Annotated in this window: 17 protein-coding genes and 1 pseudogene; 11 read left to right on the top strand and 7 right to left on the bottom strand. The window is 64.4% G+C overall.

Features of this window, described 5'->3' with window-relative positions:
- Positions 1 to 123: 123 nt before the first annotated feature.
- Positions 124 to 1,995 (top strand): beta-propeller domain-containing protein, encoded by a 1,872-nt coding sequence (locus PKE80_RS09365; RefSeq protein WP_271182264.1) that lies wholly within the window; start codon positions 124 to 126, stop codon positions 1,993 to 1,995.
- Between the two features lie 65 nt (positions 1,996 to 2,060).
- Here PKE80_RS09365 and PKE80_RS25315 read toward each other — a convergent pair whose 3' ends face one another.
- Both PKE80_RS25315 and PKE80_RS09360 read right to left on the bottom strand, forming a co-directional pair.
- Positions 2,061 to 2,243, bottom strand: a complete 183-nt coding sequence (locus tag PKE80_RS25315) for a hypothetical protein (protein WP_373877739.1) — start codon at positions 2,241 to 2,243, stop codon at positions 2,061 to 2,063.
- Positions 2,244 to 2,281: 38 nt separating this feature from the next.
- A complete protein-coding gene (locus PKE80_RS09360) occupies positions 2,282 to 2,974 on the bottom strand; it encodes a dienelactone hydrolase family protein (protein ID WP_271182263.1) in 693 nt (230 codons plus the stop codon).
- A gap of 388 nt (positions 2,975 to 3,362) precedes the next feature.
- Between PKE80_RS09360 and PKE80_RS25385 the strand changes: the two are divergent.
- Positions 3,363 to 3,746, top strand: a pseudogene (locus PKE80_RS25385) (aldehyde dehydrogenase (NADP(+))); the annotation flags it as partial.
- Positions 3,747 to 3,784: 38 nt separating this feature from the next.
- Here the strand turns inward: PKE80_RS25385 and PKE80_RS09350 are convergent.
- Positions 3,785 to 5,017 (bottom strand): LysR family transcriptional regulator, encoded by a 1,233-nt coding sequence (locus tag PKE80_RS09350; RefSeq protein WP_271182262.1) that lies wholly within the window; start codon positions 5,015 to 5,017, stop codon positions 3,785 to 3,787.
- A gap of 455 nt (positions 5,018 to 5,472) precedes the next feature.
- On the opposite strand from PKE80_RS09350, the gene PKE80_RS09345 reads away from it, so the two are divergent.
- From PKE80_RS09345 to PKE80_RS09310, 8 genes are all read left to right on the top strand, one after another.
- Positions 5,473 to 6,462 carry a PhnD/SsuA/transferrin family substrate-binding protein gene (locus PKE80_RS09345; protein ID WP_271182261.1) on the top strand — a complete coding sequence of 330 codons (990 nt, stop codon included), beginning with the start codon at positions 5,473 to 5,475 and terminating at the stop codon, positions 6,460 to 6,462.
- A gap of 34 nt (positions 6,463 to 6,496) precedes the next feature.
- Positions 6,497 to 7,522, top strand: coding sequence for an amidohydrolase family protein (locus tag PKE80_RS09340; RefSeq protein WP_271182260.1), 1,026 nt, complete (start codon positions 6,497 to 6,499; stop codon positions 7,520 to 7,522).
- Between the two features lie 247 nt (positions 7,523 to 7,769).
- Positions 7,770 to 8,624: an amidohydrolase family protein gene (locus tag PKE80_RS09335; protein WP_271182259.1), complete on the top strand. Its 855-nt coding sequence runs from the start codon at positions 7,770 to 7,772 to the stop codon at positions 8,622 to 8,624.
- 95 nt (positions 8,625 to 8,719) lie between these two features.
- On the top strand, positions 8,720 to 9,970 hold the full coding sequence (locus PKE80_RS09330) for an MFS transporter (RefSeq protein ID WP_271182258.1): 1,251 nt from the start codon (positions 8,720 to 8,722) through the stop codon (positions 9,968 to 9,970).
- A 109-nt stretch (positions 9,971 to 10,079) separates the two neighbouring features.
- A complete protein-coding gene (locus PKE80_RS09325; RefSeq protein WP_271182257.1) occupies positions 10,080 to 11,078 on the top strand; it encodes a DODA-type extradiol aromatic ring-opening family dioxygenase in 999 nt (332 codons plus the stop codon).
- Positions 11,079 to 11,138: 60 nt separating this feature from the next.
- A complete protein-coding gene (locus tag PKE80_RS09320) occupies positions 11,139 to 11,996 on the top strand; it encodes an HpcH/HpaI aldolase family protein (RefSeq protein ID WP_271182256.1) in 858 nt (285 codons plus the stop codon).
- 2 nt (positions 11,997 to 11,998) lie between these two features.
- Positions 11,999 to 13,564 carry an acetolactate synthase large subunit gene (locus PKE80_RS09315; protein ID WP_271182255.1) on the top strand — a complete coding sequence of 522 codons (1,566 nt, stop codon included), beginning with the start codon at positions 11,999 to 12,001 and terminating at the stop codon, positions 13,562 to 13,564.
- A 22-nt stretch (positions 13,565 to 13,586) separates the two neighbouring features.
- A complete protein-coding gene (locus PKE80_RS09310; protein WP_271182254.1) occupies positions 13,587 to 14,477 on the top strand; it encodes a type 2 periplasmic-binding domain-containing protein in 891 nt (296 codons plus the stop codon).
- 262 nt (positions 14,478 to 14,739) lie between these two features.
- On the opposite strand, the gene PKE80_RS09305 is transcribed toward PKE80_RS09310, so the two are convergent.
- Positions 14,740 to 15,405 (bottom strand): O-methyltransferase, encoded by a 666-nt coding sequence (locus PKE80_RS09305; RefSeq protein WP_271182253.1) that lies wholly within the window; start codon positions 15,403 to 15,405, stop codon positions 14,740 to 14,742.
- Positions 15,406 to 15,497: 92 nt separating this feature from the next.
- On the opposite strand from PKE80_RS09305, the gene PKE80_RS09300 reads away from it, so the two are divergent.
- Complete coding sequence (locus tag PKE80_RS09300; protein WP_271182252.1) at positions 15,498 to 16,133, top strand: TetR/AcrR family transcriptional regulator; 636 nt, start codon at positions 15,498 to 15,500, stop codon at positions 16,131 to 16,133.
- 262 nt (positions 16,134 to 16,395) lie between these two features.
- Here PKE80_RS09300 and PKE80_RS09295 read toward each other — a convergent pair whose 3' ends face one another.
- Genes PKE80_RS09295 through PKE80_RS09285 form a run of 3 tightly spaced genes read right to left on the bottom strand, consistent with a single transcriptional unit; the run spans position 16,396 to position 20,358 of the window.
- Entirely contained in the window at positions 16,396 to 17,871 is a 1,476-nt protein-coding gene (locus tag PKE80_RS09295) for a class I adenylate-forming enzyme family protein (protein ID WP_271182251.1), read from the bottom strand.
- Positions 17,864 to 19,294, bottom strand: coding sequence for an aldehyde dehydrogenase family protein (locus PKE80_RS09290; RefSeq protein WP_271182250.1), 1,431 nt, complete (start codon positions 19,292 to 19,294; stop codon positions 17,864 to 17,866). Before PKE80_RS09290 ends, PKE80_RS09295 begins: the two co-directional genes overlap by 8 nt.
- 20 nt (positions 19,295 to 19,314) lie before the next feature.
- Positions 19,315 to 20,358: a zinc-binding dehydrogenase gene (locus tag PKE80_RS09285; RefSeq protein WP_271182290.1), complete on the bottom strand. Its 1,044-nt coding sequence runs from the start codon at positions 20,356 to 20,358 to the stop codon at positions 19,315 to 19,317.
- Positions 20,359 to 20,362: the final 4 nt, after the last annotated feature.

Here is a 20,362-nt window from a genome sequence, read left to right as displayed (position 1 = left end):
TTCGATGATGGCGCTGGTGCAAAGCCTCCCCCGCTGTCGTAGCAAGAGCATCTGCACCGAAAATGGGCGGACAGCTCGGGCCGGGATCGAGAGATTGCCTGGATTATAGCAGGGGAGAGCAAAGTGAAGCGTAGAGATTTCCTGGCAGTCGTCCCGACCTCGATACTGCTGAGCAAGGTCGGTATCGCCAAGCCGCTGCCAACGAAGAAGGGCGTGATGCTGATGAACCGCATCGCGCCTTCGGTTTCCGAACTCTACGTCGCCGCTCTCGACGGGACGGATGAGCGCAAGGTTCTGGCCGAGAGCGCCTACGACTACAATGCGTCCATCTCACGTGACGGATCACGTGTGGTCTTCACCTCGGAGCGGTCGGGCGACGGCAATTCCAGCCTGTTTACGGCACGTGGCGACGGCACCGGGGTAAGGGCCCTGGAAGGCGGTCCCAGCGTGGACGATGCCGCAGCGCTTTCGCCGGACGGTAAGCATCTGGCGTTTGTCTCGACCCGCAACGGCTACAAGGCAAACATCTGGGTCATGGAAATATCGAGCGGCAAGCTCCTCCAGCTTACCGGCGTCGGCGATCTCGTCGGCGAGGCGGACAGCCCGGACTGCTATTATCGCCCGGCATGGTCGCCCGATGGCCAATGGATCGCCTTTTCCAGTGACCGCAACACCAGTTGGCGTGGCCATGACGAAGGTCATGGCTGGGAGCATACGCAGGAACTGGCCATCTACCGAATTCGTCCCGACGGGACGGGTTTCGTCAAAGTCAGCGCTCGCAAGGACTGGTGCCAGGGTTCGCCGACATGGTCGCCGGACGGCAGGCGAATCGCCTTCTACGAACTGACGACGGAAGCCACCTGGGGCGCACGACGTCCCGAATGGATCGGGAGAGTCACCTCCCAGATTGTTTCGGTGGACGTTGAAAGCGGCGAACGAATCGAGCACACCAGCACACCGGGCCTCAAAGTTTCGCCCTGCTATGTCACGCAGGACGAGATCGGCTATGTGGTCAAAGGCGGTCCCGAGGAAGGGATCGCCTATACTTCGGGGCGTCCAGGCTTCAAGCGCGAGGGCCTTCGGTCGCCTTTCTGGACGGCTGATCGGGCCTCGGTAATGTACGAGATCCAGACGTTTCGGCCCGTCCGCAAGCTCGACAAGCCACTGTATAGCTGGGATCCCAACTACGACTATCGCTTCATGGACGTGTTTCCCACCCTCTCGCGGCAGGGGGTACTGGCCTTTACGGAAAAGCAGACCGGGTTCTCCTCCATCGTGACGTGCAGACCCAATGGCTCTGAGCGCAGGGTCGTCTTCGACAACACCAAGGCGGGCCTCGATCCCGTTCTGGTGAAGAAGGGCCTCGCCGGTGCATTCCAGCCCAGTTGGTCCCCTGATGGCGAGTGGATCGTGTTTGGCGTCGGCGCCTGGTTCGGCGAGCGCGACCATGCCAAGGCGACGGTGATGCGCATCCGCAAGGACGGGACCGGGCTCGAACCGCTTACCGACGGCTTGGTGCATTCCGGCTTCCCCAGCTATTCTGCGGACGGCAAGGAAGTGGTCTACCGGGTGTGGGGTCAGGATGGCGAACGGGGCCTGCGGATATTGAACCTGACGACACGAAAAGTGCGCGTCCTTACCAAGGAGCTCGACAATCTTCCGGGATGGTCGCCCGATGGGAAACGGATCGTTTTCACCCGTAAGGTCGATGGCACCACGTTCCAGATCGCGACGATCAGACCCGATGGGTCCGGGTATAAGGAACTCACAACCGGCAAGGAGAGCGATGGCCACGCGGTATGGGCGCCGGACGGTCGCATCATGTGGAGCGGGTCGGCGCATGGATTCCGCGATGAAGCGGCGCTCTACGACAATACCTTCCAGCAGTATGGCCAGATTTACGTTATGGACGCAGACGGGCGCAACAAGCGGATCCTCACGGACAGCAAGTGGGAGGATTCGATGCCGCTCTATATCGACAGGTCGCTGCTCTGAAATTGTGCCGGAGGAAGGGAGGAGCGTTGCCGTTACGCCCTCCTGCCACTGTTCAGGCCTCCGGTTTAAGCGCCGCGTCGAGGAACGGGACCAGCGTCTGCCAGTGGCGCACGGCTGTGAGCCGCGGTGTCGCGCGGACCCCAGCCGTGCCTGGCCGGGTAGGTCTCGACTTTGTGATCGACCCCGGCGGCTTCTAATGCCGCCACCAGCGTGGCCTTTTGCGCGTCGGTGAAATTGTCGTCCTCGATCGCGCTGCCGACATAGACACAGGCCTTGATCTGCGCAGCTAGACGGTGAGGGCTCTACGGCGCGTCGGATGCCAGGCCGCCGCAATCAGGGCAAGCCGTCCGCCCATGCAATAACCGACGACCCCGATCGCCCCATTGGCCGTTTCCGGAAGGCAATCGATCGCGGCGATCACAGCGGCAGTGTCGGCCATCACATTGCCCGGCGTGGCGGTGGTCATGTAGTTTTGGCGGTGGGCGGCGCGCAGGGCGGGGTCGGTGAATACGATCTTGGGATCGACCGGCGCATAAGGCCCTGCGCGGTAAAACAGATCAGGAAGCAGCACTGCATAGCCGGATGCCGCGAGGCGATCGGCCATTTCCCGGATGGCCGGCCGGATGCCCGGCCCGTCCATGAATAAAATCACGGCCGGAAAAGCCCCTGGCGTTTCGGGGTAATGCAGCGTCGCGGGGCAGGCGCCGTCGGTGGTGGGTATTGTCAGTTCGCGGGGTGAGGGTCGCGGGCATGATTGTGATCTCCTCGGTAAGCTGCTTCGCTTTGACCGAGCCGGCCGTGCATGGGTGATAAGTCTTGGCAGGGGTGCAATCGGAATACCGCGCAGGCAAGCGCGATGGGGCGACAAATGCCTCAGGTGCGCCTCGATCGCGATTTCAATGGTATTGGATAGCAAACAAACATGGACGGCACTTTCCTGGTCGGCGCCAGCGCGGTCGCGCGCGGCGAGAAGTTTCACGCGGTTGACCCCGCCCGTGCAGAGGCCATGGAACCCCCTTTTCAGCATCGCTACTTTGGACAATGTTGCCCGGGCCTGCGCGCTCGCCGACGCGGCTTTCGATGTCTTCCGCAAGATCGTGCCAGAGGCCCGCGCGCACTTTCTTGAAGAAGTCTCAGTGCGGGTCGAGGGCATCGGTGAGCCACTGATCGAGCGGGCCATGGCCGAATCCGGATTGCCACTCGCACGCCTGACCGGGGAGCGTGGCCGCACGACCGGGCAACTGCGTCTCTTGCCAAATTGCTGCGTGAAGGCGCGGGCCGGCGTCGTCATTGAGCGCGCTCTGCCCAACCGCAATCCTCCTCGTGCGAACCTGCGTCAGCGCCGCATCGCAATCGGTCCGGTGGCGGTGTTCGGTGCGGCGTCCATCATCGTGCGGTGCACGTCGCTCGGCGAAATGCGGACGGTTCTTGCCGCGATGGAGGGGCAACTCACCGCGACCTTGCAGATGGACGATGGCGATATTGAAGCCGCACGAACGATGCTGCCGCTCCTCGAACGAAAGGTCGGACGTATCCTCGCTAACGGCTGGCCGACCGGTGTCGAAGTAAGCCGCGCAATGGTGCACGGCGGACCATTTCCGGCGACTTCAGACACGCGCACGACTTCAGTGGGCACGGCAGCGATCAAGCGTTTCCTGCGGCCGGTGTGCTACCAGGATCCGCCGGATGCGCTGCTGCCGCAGATCATTCGTAGCGATAACCCACTGGGTGTGCCTCGGTTCGTCGATTGAACGCTGGACAAGGGTTGGGGGCTCGACGGCCTTGGCGTCTACCCCGCCTTCCGGAGCTTGGGCACCGGGGCATTCGCATGGGCGCGGATCACTTCGATGAAGTCCGACTGGACCGGCGTTGGAAGCCAGTCGGCGCGGGTGGTGATGCCGATTGCGGGGACGGGTTCGATCGGGCTGCAGTGCAGTGTGCGAAGACCTTCTTCATGGGTCAGCTCATAGGACGTCATCAGCGTCAGCCGGTCGCTGCCTTTTAGCAGATGGCGGATCACCGGCAGGGCGCAGGTAGCAACATGGGTCTGCGGGCCATGCGTGCCCTCGAAGATGCGGTCAAAGCATGCGCGGCGACTGGATCCGGGCGTGCCGGTGATCCAATCGTACGCCATCAGTTCCTCGATGGTCACTTTCCCGGCACGGGCCAAGGGGTGACCCTGGCGGGCGACGACGGCATAAGGCGTCGCGACTAGCGGTTCGCACACCAACTCGGCAGGTGTCTCTTCGGGCAGGAGCCCCACCACGAAATCCACGTCCCCGGCGCGCAGGCACTTGTACATTTCAACTGCGCCTTCGTTCGTGATCCGCACGTCGGCACAGGGGTGACGTTCGAGGAAACGGTCCAGCACCGAGGCCAGCAGCACGGTGCCGCCGAACGGCATCGCGCCGATCACCACCGGCGTCGTGCTGCCGTCGAGAGCAGAATCGACTTCCATCACGCCCAGTTCGATCTCTTGGAGCGCCAGCTTGACGAGCAGGCCCAGCTTCATGCCCTGCGGGCTGACCAGCATGCCGGCGGCGGTGCGATAGAACAGCGAGACGTGGAGGTTCCCCTGCAAATCCCGGGCGGCGCGTTGGAGCGAGGCGGCGGAGATGTCGAAGCTGTCGCTCGCCTGTTCGAACGAGCCATGCTCCATAACGCCAACCAGCGTGCGCAGCTGCGAGCGTGAGAGGCGGTTGGTCATGGCACGCGCTGCTTCGCCGTTTATCGCTGCCCCGATCTCGATGATCGCGCGCTCGGTCTGTTCGAAGAAGCGCTTCACGCGGGCATGGAACACGAGGCCGTATTCGTTAAGGTAGCTGCCGCTGGCGCGCCGGTCGACGAGAGTTGCGCCCAGCTGCACCTCCATCTTGGCGAGGGCCTGCGTGACCGCGGGCTGCGACAGGCTGCATGCCTCCGAGGCGCGGCGGACGCTCTTGAGGTCGCCGATGGCCTCGAACAGACGAAGCTGGCGGAAGCTGAGGCTCTGGGCCCGTTCCTGGCTCGATGACTTGGTCATTTGTATGATCCTCTCTCGACGTGCTCGGTAGCGCGAAATTTATCGGTTCGACAACCCAGGGCAGGGGGTCGAAAGGCTTTCGCGGCTGCATCATGACATCGAGGCAAGGTAGCGGCACAACGACGAAGAGAAGTAAAAAGATCTTTTAGATTGTGGATGTTATGATCTCTGTCTCGCCCGCGATACCCTGACTCCGCAGTGCACCATCAGCGGATTCCAGCACCGATGAACCTATTGCTGGATGCGCAAAAATTATATCCTGATCGGCGTGAATCCTATCGCCTGCGCGGTCCGGCGGAACCGGCGGGACTATAAATTGTGCGCCGGTGCCGCTTGGTTCCGGAGCGGTGCGCGTTGACTTAAGAGGGGTAGGCGATGCTTTTCGCGGACAAGCGTTTCGGACGTTGCACAAGCACGCCGTTGTCGTCCTTAAACTCATCCCAAGGAGAGCGACCTTGAGCCAGAAAGTCCGCCTTAAGCTGGCGATTGCCGAACATCCGCACACGTCCGCTATCCGCGACGGCAGCATCAAGATCGAAGGGGTCGAGCCCGAGTTCATCACCGTCAAGCCGCAGATCGGCGCCTTCCGTCGGATGGTGCGCGATGTCGAGTTCGACGTGTGCGAGCTGGCGCCGACCACTTACATCATTGCCCGCGCTTACGGGGCGCCGTTCGTCGGCCTGCCGATCTTCGTGGTGCGCCGCTTCCACCACGGCGGCATGCTGGTGAAGCCCGATTCCGGCATCAACTCTCCCAAGGACCTGGAAGGCCGGAAGGTCGGCGTGCGCGCCTACTCGGTGACGACCGGCGTATGGATCCGCCAGGTCTTCATCGACGAATACGGCATGGACAATTCCAAGGTCACCTGGATCGTCGACGACGAGGAGCACGTCACCCAACTCCAGCTACCGGCCAACGTCCAGCACGCGCCCGAAGGCCGCTCGCTGGCGGACATGATGGCAGCAGACGAGATCCAGGCCGGGGTCGAGGCGGCGGCAGGCATCGGCCGCACCGGCGCGCCGACCGGCGGCTGGCAGGAAGTCGATACCAGCGCCTACGTCGATCTCATCCCCAATGCCGCCGAGGCCGAAGCCGAATACTACGCACGCACTGGCGTCTACCCGATGCACGGCACGATCGTGATCAAAGATTCGATCCTGGCGGAGCACCCCTGGATCGCCCGCTCGCTCAACGACGCCTTTACCCGCGCCAAGGAGGAATGGCTGGCAAAGCTCGATTCCGGCGAGGCGACCGGCGGCGGTGCCGACAAGTACCGCGCGCTACAGAAGATCGTCGGTCCCGACCCGCTGCCCTACGGCATCGAGGAGAACCGCGCGACGATCGAGGCGCTGGAGCAGACTGCCTTCAAGCAGGGCCTGACCCCGCGCCGTATGTCGATGGAAGAACTCTTCGTCGATCCGCTCAAGGCGCCCGTTCGCGTCTGAGCCGGCGTCTTTCAGGAAACCCACGGAGAATCCCATGATCATCGATTGCCACGGTCATTTCACGACCGTGCCCAAGCACTTCCGCGATTGGCGCGCCGCGCAGGTCGCCGCCGCGGACGACGAGGCCAACGCGCCCGCCCTCGCCGACGCCCATGTCACCGACGAGCAGATCCGCGAGGGCATCGAAGGCGGCCAGCTCAAGCTACAGCAGGAGCGTGGCAGCGATTTCACGCTGTTCTCGCCGATCGCAGGCCTGATGAGCCATCACCTCGGCAACGAGCGCACCAGCCTGGAATGGGCGACCATCTCCAACGACCTGGTCTACCGCGTCACCGAGATGTACCCGGACAACTTCGTGCCCGTCGCGATGCTGCCGCAGAGCCCTGCCGCGCCGCCGAAGAACTCGATCCCGGAACTGCGCCGTGTGGTGGAGGAACTGGGCTTCGTGGGCGTCAACATCAACCCGGACCCGACCGGCGGTTACTGGACCGGCAAGCCCTTTACTGACCGCGAGTGGTATCCGCTGTTCGAGGCGCTGTGCGATCTCGACGTACCGGGCATGGTCCACGTCGCCGCCTCGTGCAATCCCAACTTCCACGGCACCGGCGCGCATTACCTGAACGCCGATACCTCGGTGTTCATGCAGATCCTGCAGAGCGATCTGTTCAAGGACTTTCCGACGCTGCGCCTGGTTATTCCACACGGCGGCGGCGCGGTGCCGTACCACTGGGGCCGCTATCGCGGCATGTCGCTGGAGATGATGGACCGCCCCCTCGAAGGGTTGCTCGACAACATCTACTTCGATACCTGCGTCTACCATCATCCCGGTGTGGAACTGCTGACCAAGGTAGTGCCGACGTCGAATGTGCTGTTCGGTTCCGAGATGATCGGCGCGGTGCGCGGGCGCGATCCGAATACGGGCGAATACTTCGACGACACCAAGCGCTACGTCGATGCTTGCGAGCTACTTTCCGACTCCGATCGCAAGGCGATCTATGAAGACAACGCCCGCCGTGTCTACCCGCGTCTCGACGCGCGTCTGAAGGCGAAAGGGCTTTAAAAGGTGGATCGGGGGGAGGGAAAGTGAACCTCCTCCCGGCACGCCGACCCCAGTGACGCAGAAACAAGCTCGGGGTGCTGGCGTGTTCCAATGTTTGGGATGCACGGCACTAGCCCACCCTCGAAGCCCACAAGTTATCCCTCGCGGCTGACTATCAACTCCCTGCCGGTCCGATGCCGGCCCCACAACACCGACGACAACAAAGGCACCCGAGGCGCGCGCAGCGCCCTTGGCAGGAGACAGGTGCATGACTTCCCCATTCGTCGATATCCATCCTCACGTCATTTCGGACGACGAGGCCGCCTATCCCCCCGCGCCGCTGTTCGGCCTGCGTTCGGACTGGTCGCAGGAGCGGCCAAGCACGGTCGAGACGCTGATAGCCTCGATGGACGAGGCCGGCGTCGCCAAGGCGGCGGTAGTCCACTCCTCGACCACCTACGGGTTCGACAACAGCTATGTCGTCGATGCCTGCAACCGCTATCCGGGCCGTCTGATCGCGGTGGGATCGGTGGACGTGCTTGCACCAGATGCCGTCGATACCATCCGTGGCTGGGTGGATAAGGGGCTGGCAGGCCTGCGCGTCTTCACCGGCGGCTCGACCAAGGACTTCGACCCCAGCGAACTCGACGATCCGCGCGCCTACCCGGCGTGGGAACTGCTGGCCGAACTGGGTCTGACCATGTGCATCCAGACCGGCCCGGTCGGCCTCGCCGCCGTGACCGCGCTGGCCCGGCGCTTCCCGAACGTGCCGATCATCCTCGATCACCTCGGCCGTCCGGACGTGAGCGACGGGCCGCCTTATGCCGCCGCGCAAAGCCTCTTCGACCTCGCGCCCGTGGAGAACATTTTCTTCAAGCTGACCCCGCGCATCATGGGCGACTCCGTCAAGGGGTCCGCCACAGCCGAGACGCTGTTTCCCAAGTTCGTCGATGCGTTTGGTGCGCAGCGCCTGGCCTGGGGCTCTAATTATCCGACTTCGCCCGGCACACTGGGCGAGATCAAGGCAACCGCCCAGGCGCGCCTCGCCTGCCTGTCTGACGAGGACCGCGAATGGATATTCGCGAAGACCGCGCAGAAGCTCTACCCGGCCCTGGCAGATTGACGATCGCCGGCGCGCAGTCGAAGTTGAAAAACGTGGAGAGGACCGAAATGGCCAAGGCAATCGAACAATCGAGGCCGCCTGCCGAGGCGCAGAGAGTGGCACTGCCCGCAGCTACGCCTTGGGCCGTGCTGTTCCTCCTTGCGCTCGGCGTGATGATCGCCTTCGTCGACCGCACGAGTATTTCCTCGGCGCTGGCGGATGCGCCGTTCGTGCAGCACTTCGGGATGACCAGCGTGGATCGCGGACTGGTCAATTCGGCCTTCTTCTGGTCCTACGGTCTGATCCAGATACCGGCGGGCTGGATCGTCGATCGCTACGGGGTGAAGACGCCCTATACAACCTGCTTCGTGCTGTGGTGCGCGGCGACGGCGCTGACCGGGTTCATCTCCACCCTGTTCGCGCTGGTGTTGATGCGGGTGATTGTCGGCGCCGCCGAGGCAGTGGTGATGCCCGCCAGCTATCGCTGGATTCGCAACAACTTCAAGGAAGGCCAGAACGGCACCGCCGTGGGGATCTTCGCGATGGGCAACAAGTTTGGCCCGGCTATAGGCGCGCCGATCGCGGCCTGGCTGATCACCGCCTACGACTGGCGGGTGATGTTCATCCTGACCGGCGCGGTCGGCCTCGTCTGGCTGTTGCCGTGGATGTTCCTGGTCAAGAGCGATCTGCCGCGCCGCGAGGACATGGCGGAAATCCGCCGCAAGGCTTCCTCGGTGACGTTCGCCAGCATCCTTGCCAGCCCGCTGATCTGGGGCACGATGATCGTGAACTTCTGCTACGGCTACTTCACGTTCTTCTGCATGACGTGGATGCCGGCCTACCTCGTGGAGCAGCGCGGCCTCTCGCTGGAACGTTCGGGGCTGTTCACCTTCTTCAGCTTTGCAGGGATAGCGATCGTCGCCGTCATCGCTGGCTGGATCGCCGACAGGCTGATCGCGCGCGGCGGTGACCCGGTCTTCGTGCGCAAGGCCTTCGTCATCGCTGGTTTCGTGGGGGCCTGCACGGTGCTGCTGGGCGCCCATGCGGATTCCCTGAACGCGGCGCTGTTCTGGAACGTCTTCTCGCTTTCATTCCTGGGCCTCGCCACCGCTAACAATTTGGCGCTGTGCCGCCTTACTCTGATCCCCAAGCCGGCGATCGGCCTGGCGACGGGCGTGCAGCAGGTCGCCACCAGCCTTGCCGGCGGTGTCGCCGCGGGCTTGTCGGGCTGGCTGCTCCATGTGAGCGGCAGCTACGACCTGCCGATGCTGGTGATCTTCGTGTTCCTGATCATCGGCGCCGCCGCGACATGGATTCTGTTGCGCCCGCAATGGGCGCCCAAGGTCGCGCTCGAAATCGGCGAGTAAGGCAAGCGATGCAATCACCCGGGGCACACATTGGATTGGCGGTGGCTCCCGCGCGCTTCTAGATCCTGGCGCAGGATCGCACGCTCTATTTTGATGGGATAAGGATGTAATGGCGCAGATCGTATTCGGCATGGCGGTTCCGCACAGCGGGATGCTGGGTCAGGCCCCGGAGGATTGGCTGACCAACGGGCAGCGGGATCGCAACAACCCCGAACTGTGGTATCAGGGTCGGACCTGGACCTATTCCGAGCTGGAGGCCGAGCGCCGCGCCGCCTTCGCGCCCTTCCTGACGCTGGAAGAACGCACGACCCGCGCCGCCCGCTGCCGTGCCGCGCTCGACGAGATGGCCGCCGCCTACCAGCGCGCGGAGATCGACGTGTGCATCGTGCTGGGCAAGGACCAGAAGGAAATCTGGCCCGACCAGTCGCCCTCGATCACCATCTACACCGGCGCGGAAGTCCACAATGGTCCGCCGCAGCGTGCCGTCTATGCGCCTGATCACCATGTCGTGCACAAGGCTTATCCTGAATTCGCGACTTATCTGATCAAGAAGTTCCAGGAAGAGAACTTCGACCTCAACGATCTGCAGGCCTGGCCGCAGAATACCTGGATGGAAAAGCGCCAGGGCTATGCGCCGGACTACCCGGTGGTCCCGCACGCCTACAGCTTCGTCTATCACCAGATCATGGGCGACGATGTGCCACCGCACGTGCCGGTGCTGTTCAACTTGTTCTACCCGCCGACCCAGCCTTCGATGGCGCGCTGCATCGAGTTCGGCCGCGTGTTGCGGGAGTCGATCGAAGCGTGGCCGGACGACATCCGCGTCGCAGTGATCGCGTCGGGCGGGCTTTCGCACTTCGTCAACGACGAGGCGTTCGACCGCGACGTGATGGAGAAGCTCGCCGCCTACGATTACGAGGGCCTCGCGGCGATCCCCGACGGCTATTACCAGTCAGGCACGTCGGAGGTGAAGATCTACTCGATCGTCATGATGGCGCTGCAGCAGACCGGCGCGCAGATGACGCTGGTGGATTACGTGCCGTGCTGGCGCACCGAGGCCGGCACCGGCGAGGGCATGGGCTTCATGTACTGGCAGCCCGAGGACTGATGCAACGACCCGGCCCGCCCGCAGGCGGCGGGCCGTCCTTCCCGAACGAAAGACCACATAATGACCGACCAGCGCCTCAACGGCATCATCCGCGCCTTCGAATCCGGCAAGCCGGCCTTCACCTGCTTCACCAAGGTGGACAAGCTGAGCGCGCAGGAAATGACCGACGCGCCGTATGACGGCGTGGTGTTCGAGATGGAGCACAACCCCTACGACGTGGCGGGGCTGGGCGATGCCTTGCAATACATGCTCAACCGCAAGAAGATCGCCGAGAGCGGGTCGGTGGCGCCTTCGGTCACTCCGATTGCGCGCATCCCGGCGAACGGGGCGGAGATGAACCAGTTCCAGGCCAAGCAGGTGCTGGACCGGGGCGTCTACGGCGTCATCACCCCGCACGTCTCGACGGTGGAGCAGGCCTACAACATGGTCGCCTCGGCCCGCTATGCCAAGCCGACCGGCGCCGCACTCTACGAGCCCAAGGGCATTCGCGGCGACGGCCCGGCAACCGCCGCGCGCTACTGGGGCGTCAGCCAGCCCGAATACTACGCCAGGGCCGATGTCTGGCCGCTGGCGCCGCACGGCGAACTGCTGGTCGGCATGATGTGCGAAAGCCCCGAGGCGATCGAGAACCTCGACGATATCCTCGGCAACGTGCCGGGCATCGGCTTCGTGCTGATCGGCGAGGGCGACCTGTCGCAGGCGCTGGGTTACGCGCGCCAGTACGAGCATCCAGAGGTGATGGGTGCGATGTCGAAGATCGTCGAGACCTGCCACAAGCACAATGTCGTCGTGGGCAACCCCCACACCAATGCCAAGAACGTCGAGCGCCTAATCGCGGAGGGCTACAAATTCCTGATGTCCGCCCCCAGCCGCAGTTACGGCGTGGTCGGCCAGGGCCGTGAACTGGCGGGGTATTGAACATGAGCGATACCAACCGAACCGGCGCGCAGTCGCTCGTCAACACGCTCGTGGACAATGGCGTAGACATCTGCTTCGCCAATCCCGGCACGTCCGAGATGCACTTTCTGGCGGCGCTCGACAATCCGCGGATGAAGAGCGTGCTGTGCCTCTACGAAGGCGTGTGCACCGGCGCGGCGGACGGCTGGTATCGCATGAAGGACACCCCGGCCTCGACGCTGCTGCATCTGGGCCCCGGCCTCGCCAACGGCCTGTCGAACATTCACAACGCCAAGCGCGCCAGTTCGGGCATGGTCAACATCGTCGGCGAACATTCCGCCTCGCACCTCAAGTACGACCCGCCGCTCACCTCGGACATCGAGGGGCTGGCTCGCCCGCTCAGCCACTGGGTGCGCCGCGCCGAAAGCTCCGCCACGATCGCCTGGGACACCGCCAGCGCCGTCGCGAAGGCAAGCGAGCACCCCGGCCAGATAGCCACGCTGATCCTGCCCGGCGACACGGCCTGGAAGGATGCGGGCGAGGGCCGCGTGCCGGTTCAGGGCGCGTCTCGCCGCTCCGCGCCCGATGCCGCGCGGGTCGAGCAGGTCGCCAAGGTGCTGCGCTCGGGCGAGCCGACGCTGCTGATCCTGGGCAACAAGGCGACGCGGGGCCGCGCGCTGGAACTGGCCGGCAAGATCGCCGCCGGGACCGGCTGCCGCCTCGGCTCGCAGTTCTTCACCGCCCGCATCGAGCGCGGCGCCGGTCGCACGCCCCTGGAGCGCATCCCTTATGCGGTGCCGCTGGGACAGGCGTTCCTCAAGGACTTCAAGCACATCGTCACGCTCGAAACGCGTGAGCCAGTGGCGTTCTTCGCTTATCCCGACCAGCCCAGCCTGCTCAAGGCGCCGGGCACCACGGTCCACCCGCTGGTCGATGTGGACGAGGACAGCGCGCTGGGCCTCGAAATGCTGGTGGAGGCTCTGGGCCTCAGGGACACGCCGGGCTTTGTGCAGGAGCGCATCGAAGCCTCGGCCCCGTCCGGGGCGCTGACGCCCGAGACGATCGCCCAGGCCCTTTCGGCGGCGCTGCCAGAGAACGCCATCCTCGTCGATGAATCGCTCACCACCGGCCGCCAGACCATGGGACTGACGATGGGCGCCCGCCCGCATGACCTGATCAACAACATGGGCGGTTCGATCGGCTATGGCACCCCCGTCGCCACCGGCGCGGCGCTTGCCTGCCCCGACCGGCGGACCTTCTGCATGGTCGGCGACGGCAGCGCGATGTACACGATCCAGTCGCTGTGGACCCAGGCGCGCGAGGGCCTGCCGGTCACCACGATCATCTTCGCCAACAACCAGTACGCCATCCTCAAGGCCGAATACACCAACATGGGGGCAGGGGTGACCCCCGGCCCGCAGGCCATGGCGATGATCGACATCGACCGCCCTACCATCGACTGGGTGGCGATGGCCAAGTCGATGGGCGTGCCCGGCGTACAGGTTTCCAGCGCCGAGGATTTCCACAAGGAGATGGTCCGTTCCGCGCAGACGGACGGCCCCTGCCTGATCGAAGTCAAGCTCTACTGATCCGGGAAGGATGCAAGGCCCCATGACCACTACAGACGTGCTCACCCTGCGCGCGAACGTGCAGGACTATCCGCAGACCGCGGCGCTCAAGGACGGGCGGGTGTCCTCGGACATCGTCAAGCTCGACTTCTGCGGGCCGCCGCTGGCGCAGAACGGCTTCAAGCCGATGCTGCGCGAGGACGCCTTCGACTGCGGGGAACTGGCGATCGTGACCTATCTTCAGGCGCGAACGTACGGTAAGCCTTACGTGATGCTGCCGGCGCCGGTCTCGGGCCGGTTCCAGCACCACTGCGCGGGCTTCAACCGTGACCTCGGGCACATCGACCCCAAGGACATCGAGGGCAAGCAGGTCGGCGTGCGCACTTATGCGCAAACCACGGGCCTGTGGGTGCGCGGCATCCTCCAGCATGAATACGGCGTCGATCTCGACAAGGTGACATGGATGACGGTGGGCGAGGGGCACCTGCTCGAATATGCTGACCCTGACAACTGCGTGCGCCTGCCCAAGGGCTCGGATATCGGCCAGATGATGCTGGACGGCGAACTGGCCGCGACGCTCCAGGGCGTGGACCTGCCCAAGGACCCGCGCGTCGAGAGGCTGGTTTCCGATCCCTTCAATGCCGCGAAGGACTGGTTTGCGCGCGAAGGCGTGGTGCCGATCAACCACGTGTTCGTGGTGCATGAGGACATCGCCCTTAACCGCCCCGACGTGGTCCGCGAACTCTATCGCATGATTGGCGAAAGCCGTGACCTTACCGAGGGTGGTCTGCCCGATCCGTTCCCGCCCATGGGGATGGAGGCAAATCGCAAGGGCCTGGAAATGGCGATCCAGTGGGCATGGGAACAAAAGATAATCCCCGAGCGGATGAGCGTGGATTCGCTCTTTGATGAGACCACCATCGCGCTGGGCTGATCCGCCCGTTCAGGTCTGACGAAGGCTGCACCGCCATCCCTTCTGGCGGTGCGGTCCTTTTTCCATTGAGCTAGGGCAAGCGGATAAGTTGCATAGTCTGTATTGGGTGGGGAATGGCCAACCGAGCACGCGTCGCACGATGTCTGTTCAGTGACCATTTTTTCCGTTCCTGGCCGCTTTCACAGATGCTGAGAGCGGCCGCTAGTTCATCTGTCCGGTAGCGGCTTGGTCGATCGCCCAATTCGGAGTTCTTTTTGGTCGATCAGCCGATCTTCATAGAGAGTTCGACGTCGTCGGCGAACGGGATCGAAAGATATCCGCTGCCGATAGCACGAACCCGTTCCAGATAATCGGGGCACATATCGGCATTGTCGCCGAGGAGGAGGGCGCCGGGGCGTAAACGGCTCTCCAGCAGGTCGAGGACGTCGTTGTAGAGACCCTTGGCGCCATCGAGCAGAACGAGATCAATGCTTTTAGGCAGATCGCGGCCAAGCGTCATCAAAGCGTCGCCCTCACGGATTTCGACAAGGTCGAGCAGGCCCCCGGCCTCGAGATTACTCCGGGCGCGCGCGATCTTCGACGGTTCGAACTCGGTGGTGATGACCCGACCGCCGCCATTGTCCCGGATTGCGGCTGCCAGATGCAGCGTGGAGATGCCGAATGAGGTGCCAAATTCAACGATTGAGCGGGCGTTGCCAAAGCGCGCTAGCATATAAAGTAGGGAGCCGGCTTCGCGGGATACAGGGAGGGGTAGATCCTTCATCCGCGTGTAGAGGTCGAGATACTCGGTCCGGCTTCCGAGCATGGCGTGGGCCTGATCATCGGTCATGCCGGCGAAGGCTGCGGGGATGTCGGCCCGGCTCGCATCGGCCTCGGTGAAGAGGCGGTCGAGCAGGGGCGCGACCGGCTCGGAATTCAGGGTGGTCATGTTGTTCTCCGTGAGGGTCTGGGCGATCTTGCGCCCACCCCGAAAATACGATTAATTCGTCGCATTAGTTATTCGCGTTTGGGAATGTACCCTTGGCAGGCCGTGAAAAACCCGGGATTTGTGCGCGCAAAGCGCCGCGTCAGGCCCGCTCCAACCAACTGGTCAAGGACATTCTGACAGCTGCCGCTCGCGTTCTGGCCGAGCAGGGCGCACACCGGTTCACCACGGCGCGAGTCGCGGAGCGGGCGGGGGTGAGCGTGGGCTCGCTCTACCAATATTTTCCGAACAAGGCGTCGATCCTCTTCCGCCTGCAGACCGACGAGTGGCGGCAGAATGTCGAGTTGCTTTGCGGCCTCCTTGAGGACCGATCGAAGCCACCGTTCGAGCGCATGCGCAATCTCGTCCGCGCCTTTGTCCGGTCCGAGCGCGAGGAGGCGCAGATGCGCGTCGCCCTTGCGGATGCCGCCCCTTACTATCGCGATGCCGAGCTCGCAGACGATCCCCGCGAAAGGGCGACCGGGGTCATGCGCGACTTCATAGCGGAGGTGCTCCCTGACTTGGCTGTGGATCGCCGTGAGGTCGCGATGGAGACCATTAAGATGACCATGTCGGAAACGGGTAAGCGCATATCGGAGGAGCGCCATCTGTTGGAGCGGAGCGAGGTGTATGCCGATGCGGTCGCGGATATGTTCTGCGCCTATCTCGATCGCCTCTCGGCCAACAGCTGAGCCGCTCGGGCGAAACTGTCCCGCTCGTCGCAGTCGCGCCTGACAACTACGCGCCCTTAGAGGCCATAGTCACTAATCCGGCAGCATCCTAAAAACAGACGGTCCGCCACCGGCACGACCTAGCCAAATCCCGGGATAACTCACTCCGTAATCAGCCCCCTTTTGGACAATTGCCACGAACCGCTTGCCATTGAACTGACGCCCGCGCGAAGCGGAGCGGATGCCAAAGGTCTGCGCGCAGTTGCAAACCTCGGAGGAATAATCAGCTCCGCAATTCGCGGCGCAGTATCTTGCCCGTGGCTGTCTTCGGCAGGCCGTCGCGAAACTCGATGATCCGAGGCACTTTGTAGGCTGCGAGCCGTTTTCGACAGAATTGCTCAAGATCGTCAGCACTCAAGGCAGCGCCAGCGCTAAGGACCACCACCGCCTTGACCGTCTCACCACGGTAGCTGTCCGGCACGCCGACGACGGCAGCTTCACGCACGGCGGGGTGCTGGTAGAGCGTGTCCTCCACCTCGCGCGGCCAGACCTTGAAGCCGGAGGCGACGATCATATCTTTCTTGCGGTCGATCAGGTAGATCCAGCCGTCAGCGTCGCGTACGCCTATGTCGCCGGTGCGAAAGCCCAGCGCGCCCATGGCCTCTTGCGTGGCCTGGGGGCTACGCCAGTAGGCGCTGACGACGCTGGGGCCAGTGACGACGATCTCACCCGCCTCGCCGACTGGGCAGACCGCGCCCTCCTCGCCGATCACCGCGACGGTGACGCCACGCACCGCTCTGCCCACCGCCAGCGCGCCCGTGGCCGGATCGACCGGCGCATCGGGCGCGGATGGGCAGGCGATGACCGGGGCGACCGTTTCGGTCAGGCCATAGACGTTGCGCAAGGTAAGGCCGGTCGCCATGCGGAAGCGATCGCGCATCGCTGGCGCAACAGGCGCACCGCCGGAGAACACGGTGCGCAGACTTGTGACGCGCGCCGGGTTGAAGGTAGGTGCATCGATCAGCGCGCCGAGCGCGGTTATGGCGGCGACGCAGAACACCGGACGCTCACGCTCGATAAGGTCGAGCATCTCATCGGCCTGGAAGCGGTAGGAGAGGATCAGCGGCGCCCCTGCGGCCAGTGCCGCGCCGATGTGGCCGCTGAGGCCTGTAACGTGAAACAGCGGCGCGGCTGCGAGGATCGGCTCGCCCGCCTGAAGGTCGGCCTGGCTGCGGTAGAACTCCGCACCCGCCAGCAGGTTGGCGTGGCTGATGACTGCCCCCTTGGGCCTGCCGGTGGTGCCCGAGGTGTAGACGAGCATCAGCGGATCGGCAGGGCCCTTCACGGGGCGCTCGGTGATCTCTGTCTGCGGGAAGCTGCCGCCGTCGCCTACGGTAAAGCGCACCGACGTGTCGAACGCATCGGCATGCGCAAGTTCGCAAACGACCGCCGCCGGTTCGCAATCGGCAACGATGCGCTCGATCTCGGGGCGGCGGTACATCGGATTGACCGGCACCGTCACCACCCCCGCTTTGGCTGCGCCGAGCAGTGCGACCAGGAACTCCGGCACGTTCTGGAGGCACAGCAGCATCCGCTCGCCCGGCACGAGGCCCGCGGCGACCAAGGCCGCCGCGAAGCCGTTGCTGCGTCGATCCAGCCAGCAGAAGCTGCGGTGCACGCCGCGATAGATGACCGCAGTCGCCTCTGCATCCGCGGCGAGCGCGGCATCGAGCAGGGCGAGGATAGAGGGTTCAGGCATCGGCGGGCGCCGTTCCCATAACCGCCTTGACCTCAAGAAATTCCCCGAAGGCATGCGCGCCCCATTCACGGCCGTTGCCCGACTGCTTGTAACCGCCGAACGGCGCGGTCAGGTCCAGTTCGGCGTAGTTCAGGGACACCTGCCCCGCCCGCAACCGCGCGGCGATAGCCTGCGCCTCCGCTTGCGGCCCCTGCACGTAAGCGGCAAGGCCGTATTCAGTGTCGTTGGCGATGGCGATCGCCTGTTCTTCGTCATCGTAGCCGAGGATGGTGAGAACAGGGCCGAAGATTTCCTCGCGAGCGATGGTCATGTCGTTGGTGACATCAGCGAACACGGTCGGCTTGACGTAGTAGCCGTTACCCAGCCCTTCGGGGCGGCCCGGACCGCCCGCCACCAGTGTCGCGCCTTCGGCGCTGCCCTGTTCGATCAGGCGCTGGATCTTGTTCCACTGCACTTCGCTGACCACGGGGCCGAGCTTAGCGTTGCTGTCAGGCGTGCCCACGGTCTGTTCGGAGGCGGCTTGCGCGGCGATCGCCTTGGCTTCCTCCATGCGCGCGTGCGGGACCAGCATGCGCGAGGGCGCGTTGCAGGACTGGCCGCTGTTGACCATCATCGCCGCCACGCCGCCCGCAACCGCCGCCTTCAGATCGGCCGAGGGCAGGACGATGTTGGCCGACTTTCCGCCCAGTTCCTGATGCACACGCTTGACGGTGGGGGCCGCCGCGCGGGCCACTTCCACCCCGGCGCGAGTGGAGCCGGTGAACGACATCATGTCCACCTGCGGATGCGCGGAAAGCGCCGCGCCCACGCCCGGCCCGTCACCGTGGATAAGGTTGAACACACCTGCCGGCACGCCCGCCTCGGCCATGATCTCGGCGAAGATATGGCCGGAAAACGGCGCGACTTCAGAAGGCTTGAGCACCATCGTACAGCCCACCGCCAGCGCCGGGGCGACCTTGCAGGCGATCTGGTTGAGCGGCCAGTTCCATGGCGTGATGAAGCCGCAGACGCCGACCGGCTCCTTAACCAGCAGCGTCGTGCCGGTGCTTTCCTGGAAGGCGTAGCCGTCCAGCATCTGCCGCGCGATCGTTAGGTGGCCGATACCGATCGGCACCTGCGCGGCGCTGGCCAGCCAGTTGGGCGCTCCCATTTCGGCGGTGATGGCTTTCGCCAGATCCTCGGCCCGGCGCTGGTAAGCGGCAATTACCGCGTCGAGCAGTTCGGCGCGCTCGCGCACACTGGTTCGGGAAAAGCTGTCGAACGCGCGGCGCGCGGCGCTGACGGCGGCATCGACATCGGCCGCGCCGCCCAGCGCCACCGTGCCCGAGACACCCGCGTCAGCGGGGTTCACCACGTCGATCACGGTATCGGTCGATGGGGCGACCCAGCGGCCATTGATATAGAATTGCAGGGCTTCGTACATGGTCCTCTCCTTCTGTTCCTTCAGGTTGCCTTGACCATCATCTTGATCTGGTCGCCGCCACCGGCAAGTGATGCAAATGCCAGTCCGGCCTGCGCCAACGTCGTCTCGCCGGTGACCAGCGGTGCCAGGGCGTCGGGCCGGGCGCAGATCATCGCAAATGCCTGGGCGAACTCAGCGGGGGTGTAGGCAAAGACGAAACGCAGCTGGATCGACTTCTGGATCAGCAGCGAGGGTTCGATGGCATCGGGCTCCATGCACACGCCCGCAACCACGATCGTCGCGGCAACGGGCGCATGTTCTGCAAGCGCGGCAAGCATGCCGGGCTTGCCCACGCACTCGAACAACACCGCGCGCTTGCCCCCCGACGCCGCCGCCATCGTATCGGACAGACCGATGTGCAAGTCGCTCTCCCGCCACCATGCCGCGCCCGCAGCGGGATTGGGAGCGATGACCTGATCGGCTCCCATACGCTCGGCCATGGCGCGGCGAGCGGGGTTGGGCTCCACCGCCAGCACCGGGCCAAGGCGCAGCGCCTTGAGCCGGGCGATGATGAACAGACCCACCGGCCCGCAGCCGTGGACGGCAAAGGCGCAAGTCCCGTCGGCGCCCGACTGGTTCACCGCATGGACCGCCACCGCCAGCGGCTCGGTCATCGCTGCTACATCCGTATCCACATTGTCCGGCACGGCCAGCAGCGCGTCGGCTTGCAACAGCATCCGTTCCGCGAAGGCGCCGTTGTAGCGGTTGGAATAGCCGATCAACGTCAGCCCGCCGTCATCGACCAGGAACGGCTGCGCCACTACCCGCGCGCCTGCCGGCAAGCCCGACGCTGATTCGAGCAGCTCTGCGCAGAACTCGTGCCCCATAACCACCGGCCGCGCAGGGTCCATGAAGCCGCGAAAGCCTGCCCGGTGAAGCAGTGCGCATAAGTGATCGGCATGATCGCGCGCATGCAGGTCGCTGCCGCAAACCCCGCAGGCAAGCGGAGCGACGAGGACTTGCCCCTTGGCCGGTTCGGGCTCGGGCACGTCCTCCAGCGTCATCGCCCCGCGATGGAGCACCATCGCC

Origin of the sequence: Novosphingobium resinovorum, assembly GCF_027922145.1 — a bacterium.
In the GTDB taxonomy this organism is placed as follows: Bacteria; Pseudomonadota; Alphaproteobacteria; order Sphingomonadales; family Sphingomonadaceae; genus Novosphingobium; species Novosphingobium resinovorum.
The sequence above is the reverse complement of the archived record's forward strand: the minus strand, read 5'-3'. Positions and strand labels throughout refer to the sequence as shown.

Excerpts from the sequence above, each read along its gene's own strand:
- PKE80_RS09350 (WP_271182262.1), bottom strand. The coding sequence starts at position 5,017 with ATGACCAAGTCATCGAGCCAGGAACGGGCCCAGAGCCTCAGCTTCCGC.
- PKE80_RS09340 (WP_271182260.1), top strand. The coding sequence starts at position 6,497 with ATGATCATCGATTGCCACGGTCATTTCACGACCGTGCCCAAGCACTTC.
- PKE80_RS09335 (WP_271182259.1), top strand. The coding sequence starts at position 7,770 with ATGACTTCCCCATTCGTCGATATCCATCCTCACGTCATTTCGGACGAC.
- PKE80_RS09325 (WP_271182257.1), top strand. The coding sequence starts at position 10,080 with ATGGCGCAGATCGTATTCGGCATGGCGGTTCCGCACAGCGGGATGCTG.
- PKE80_RS09320 (WP_271182256.1), top strand. The coding sequence starts at position 11,139 with ATGACCGACCAGCGCCTCAACGGCATCATCCGCGCCTTCGAATCCGGC.
- PKE80_RS09315 (WP_271182255.1), top strand. The coding sequence starts at position 11,999 with ATGAGCGATACCAACCGAACCGGCGCGCAGTCGCTCGTCAACACGCTC.
- PKE80_RS09310 (WP_271182254.1), top strand. The coding sequence starts at position 13,587 with ATGACCACTACAGACGTGCTCACCCTGCGCGCGAACGTGCAGGACTAT.
- PKE80_RS09305 (WP_271182253.1), bottom strand. The coding sequence starts at position 15,405 with ATGACCACCCTGAATTCCGAGCCGGTCGCGCCCCTGCTCGACCGCCTC.
- PKE80_RS09295 (WP_271182251.1), bottom strand. The coding sequence starts at position 17,871 with ATGCCTGAACCCTCTATCCTCGCCCTGCTCGATGCCGCGCTCGCCGCG.
- PKE80_RS09290 (WP_271182250.1), bottom strand. The coding sequence starts at position 19,294 with ATGTACGAAGCCCTGCAATTCTATATCAATGGCCGCTGGGTCGCCCCA.
- PKE80_RS09285 (WP_271182290.1), bottom strand. The coding sequence starts at position 20,358 with ATGGTGCTCCATCGCGGGGCGATGACGCTGGAGGACGTGCCCGAGCCC.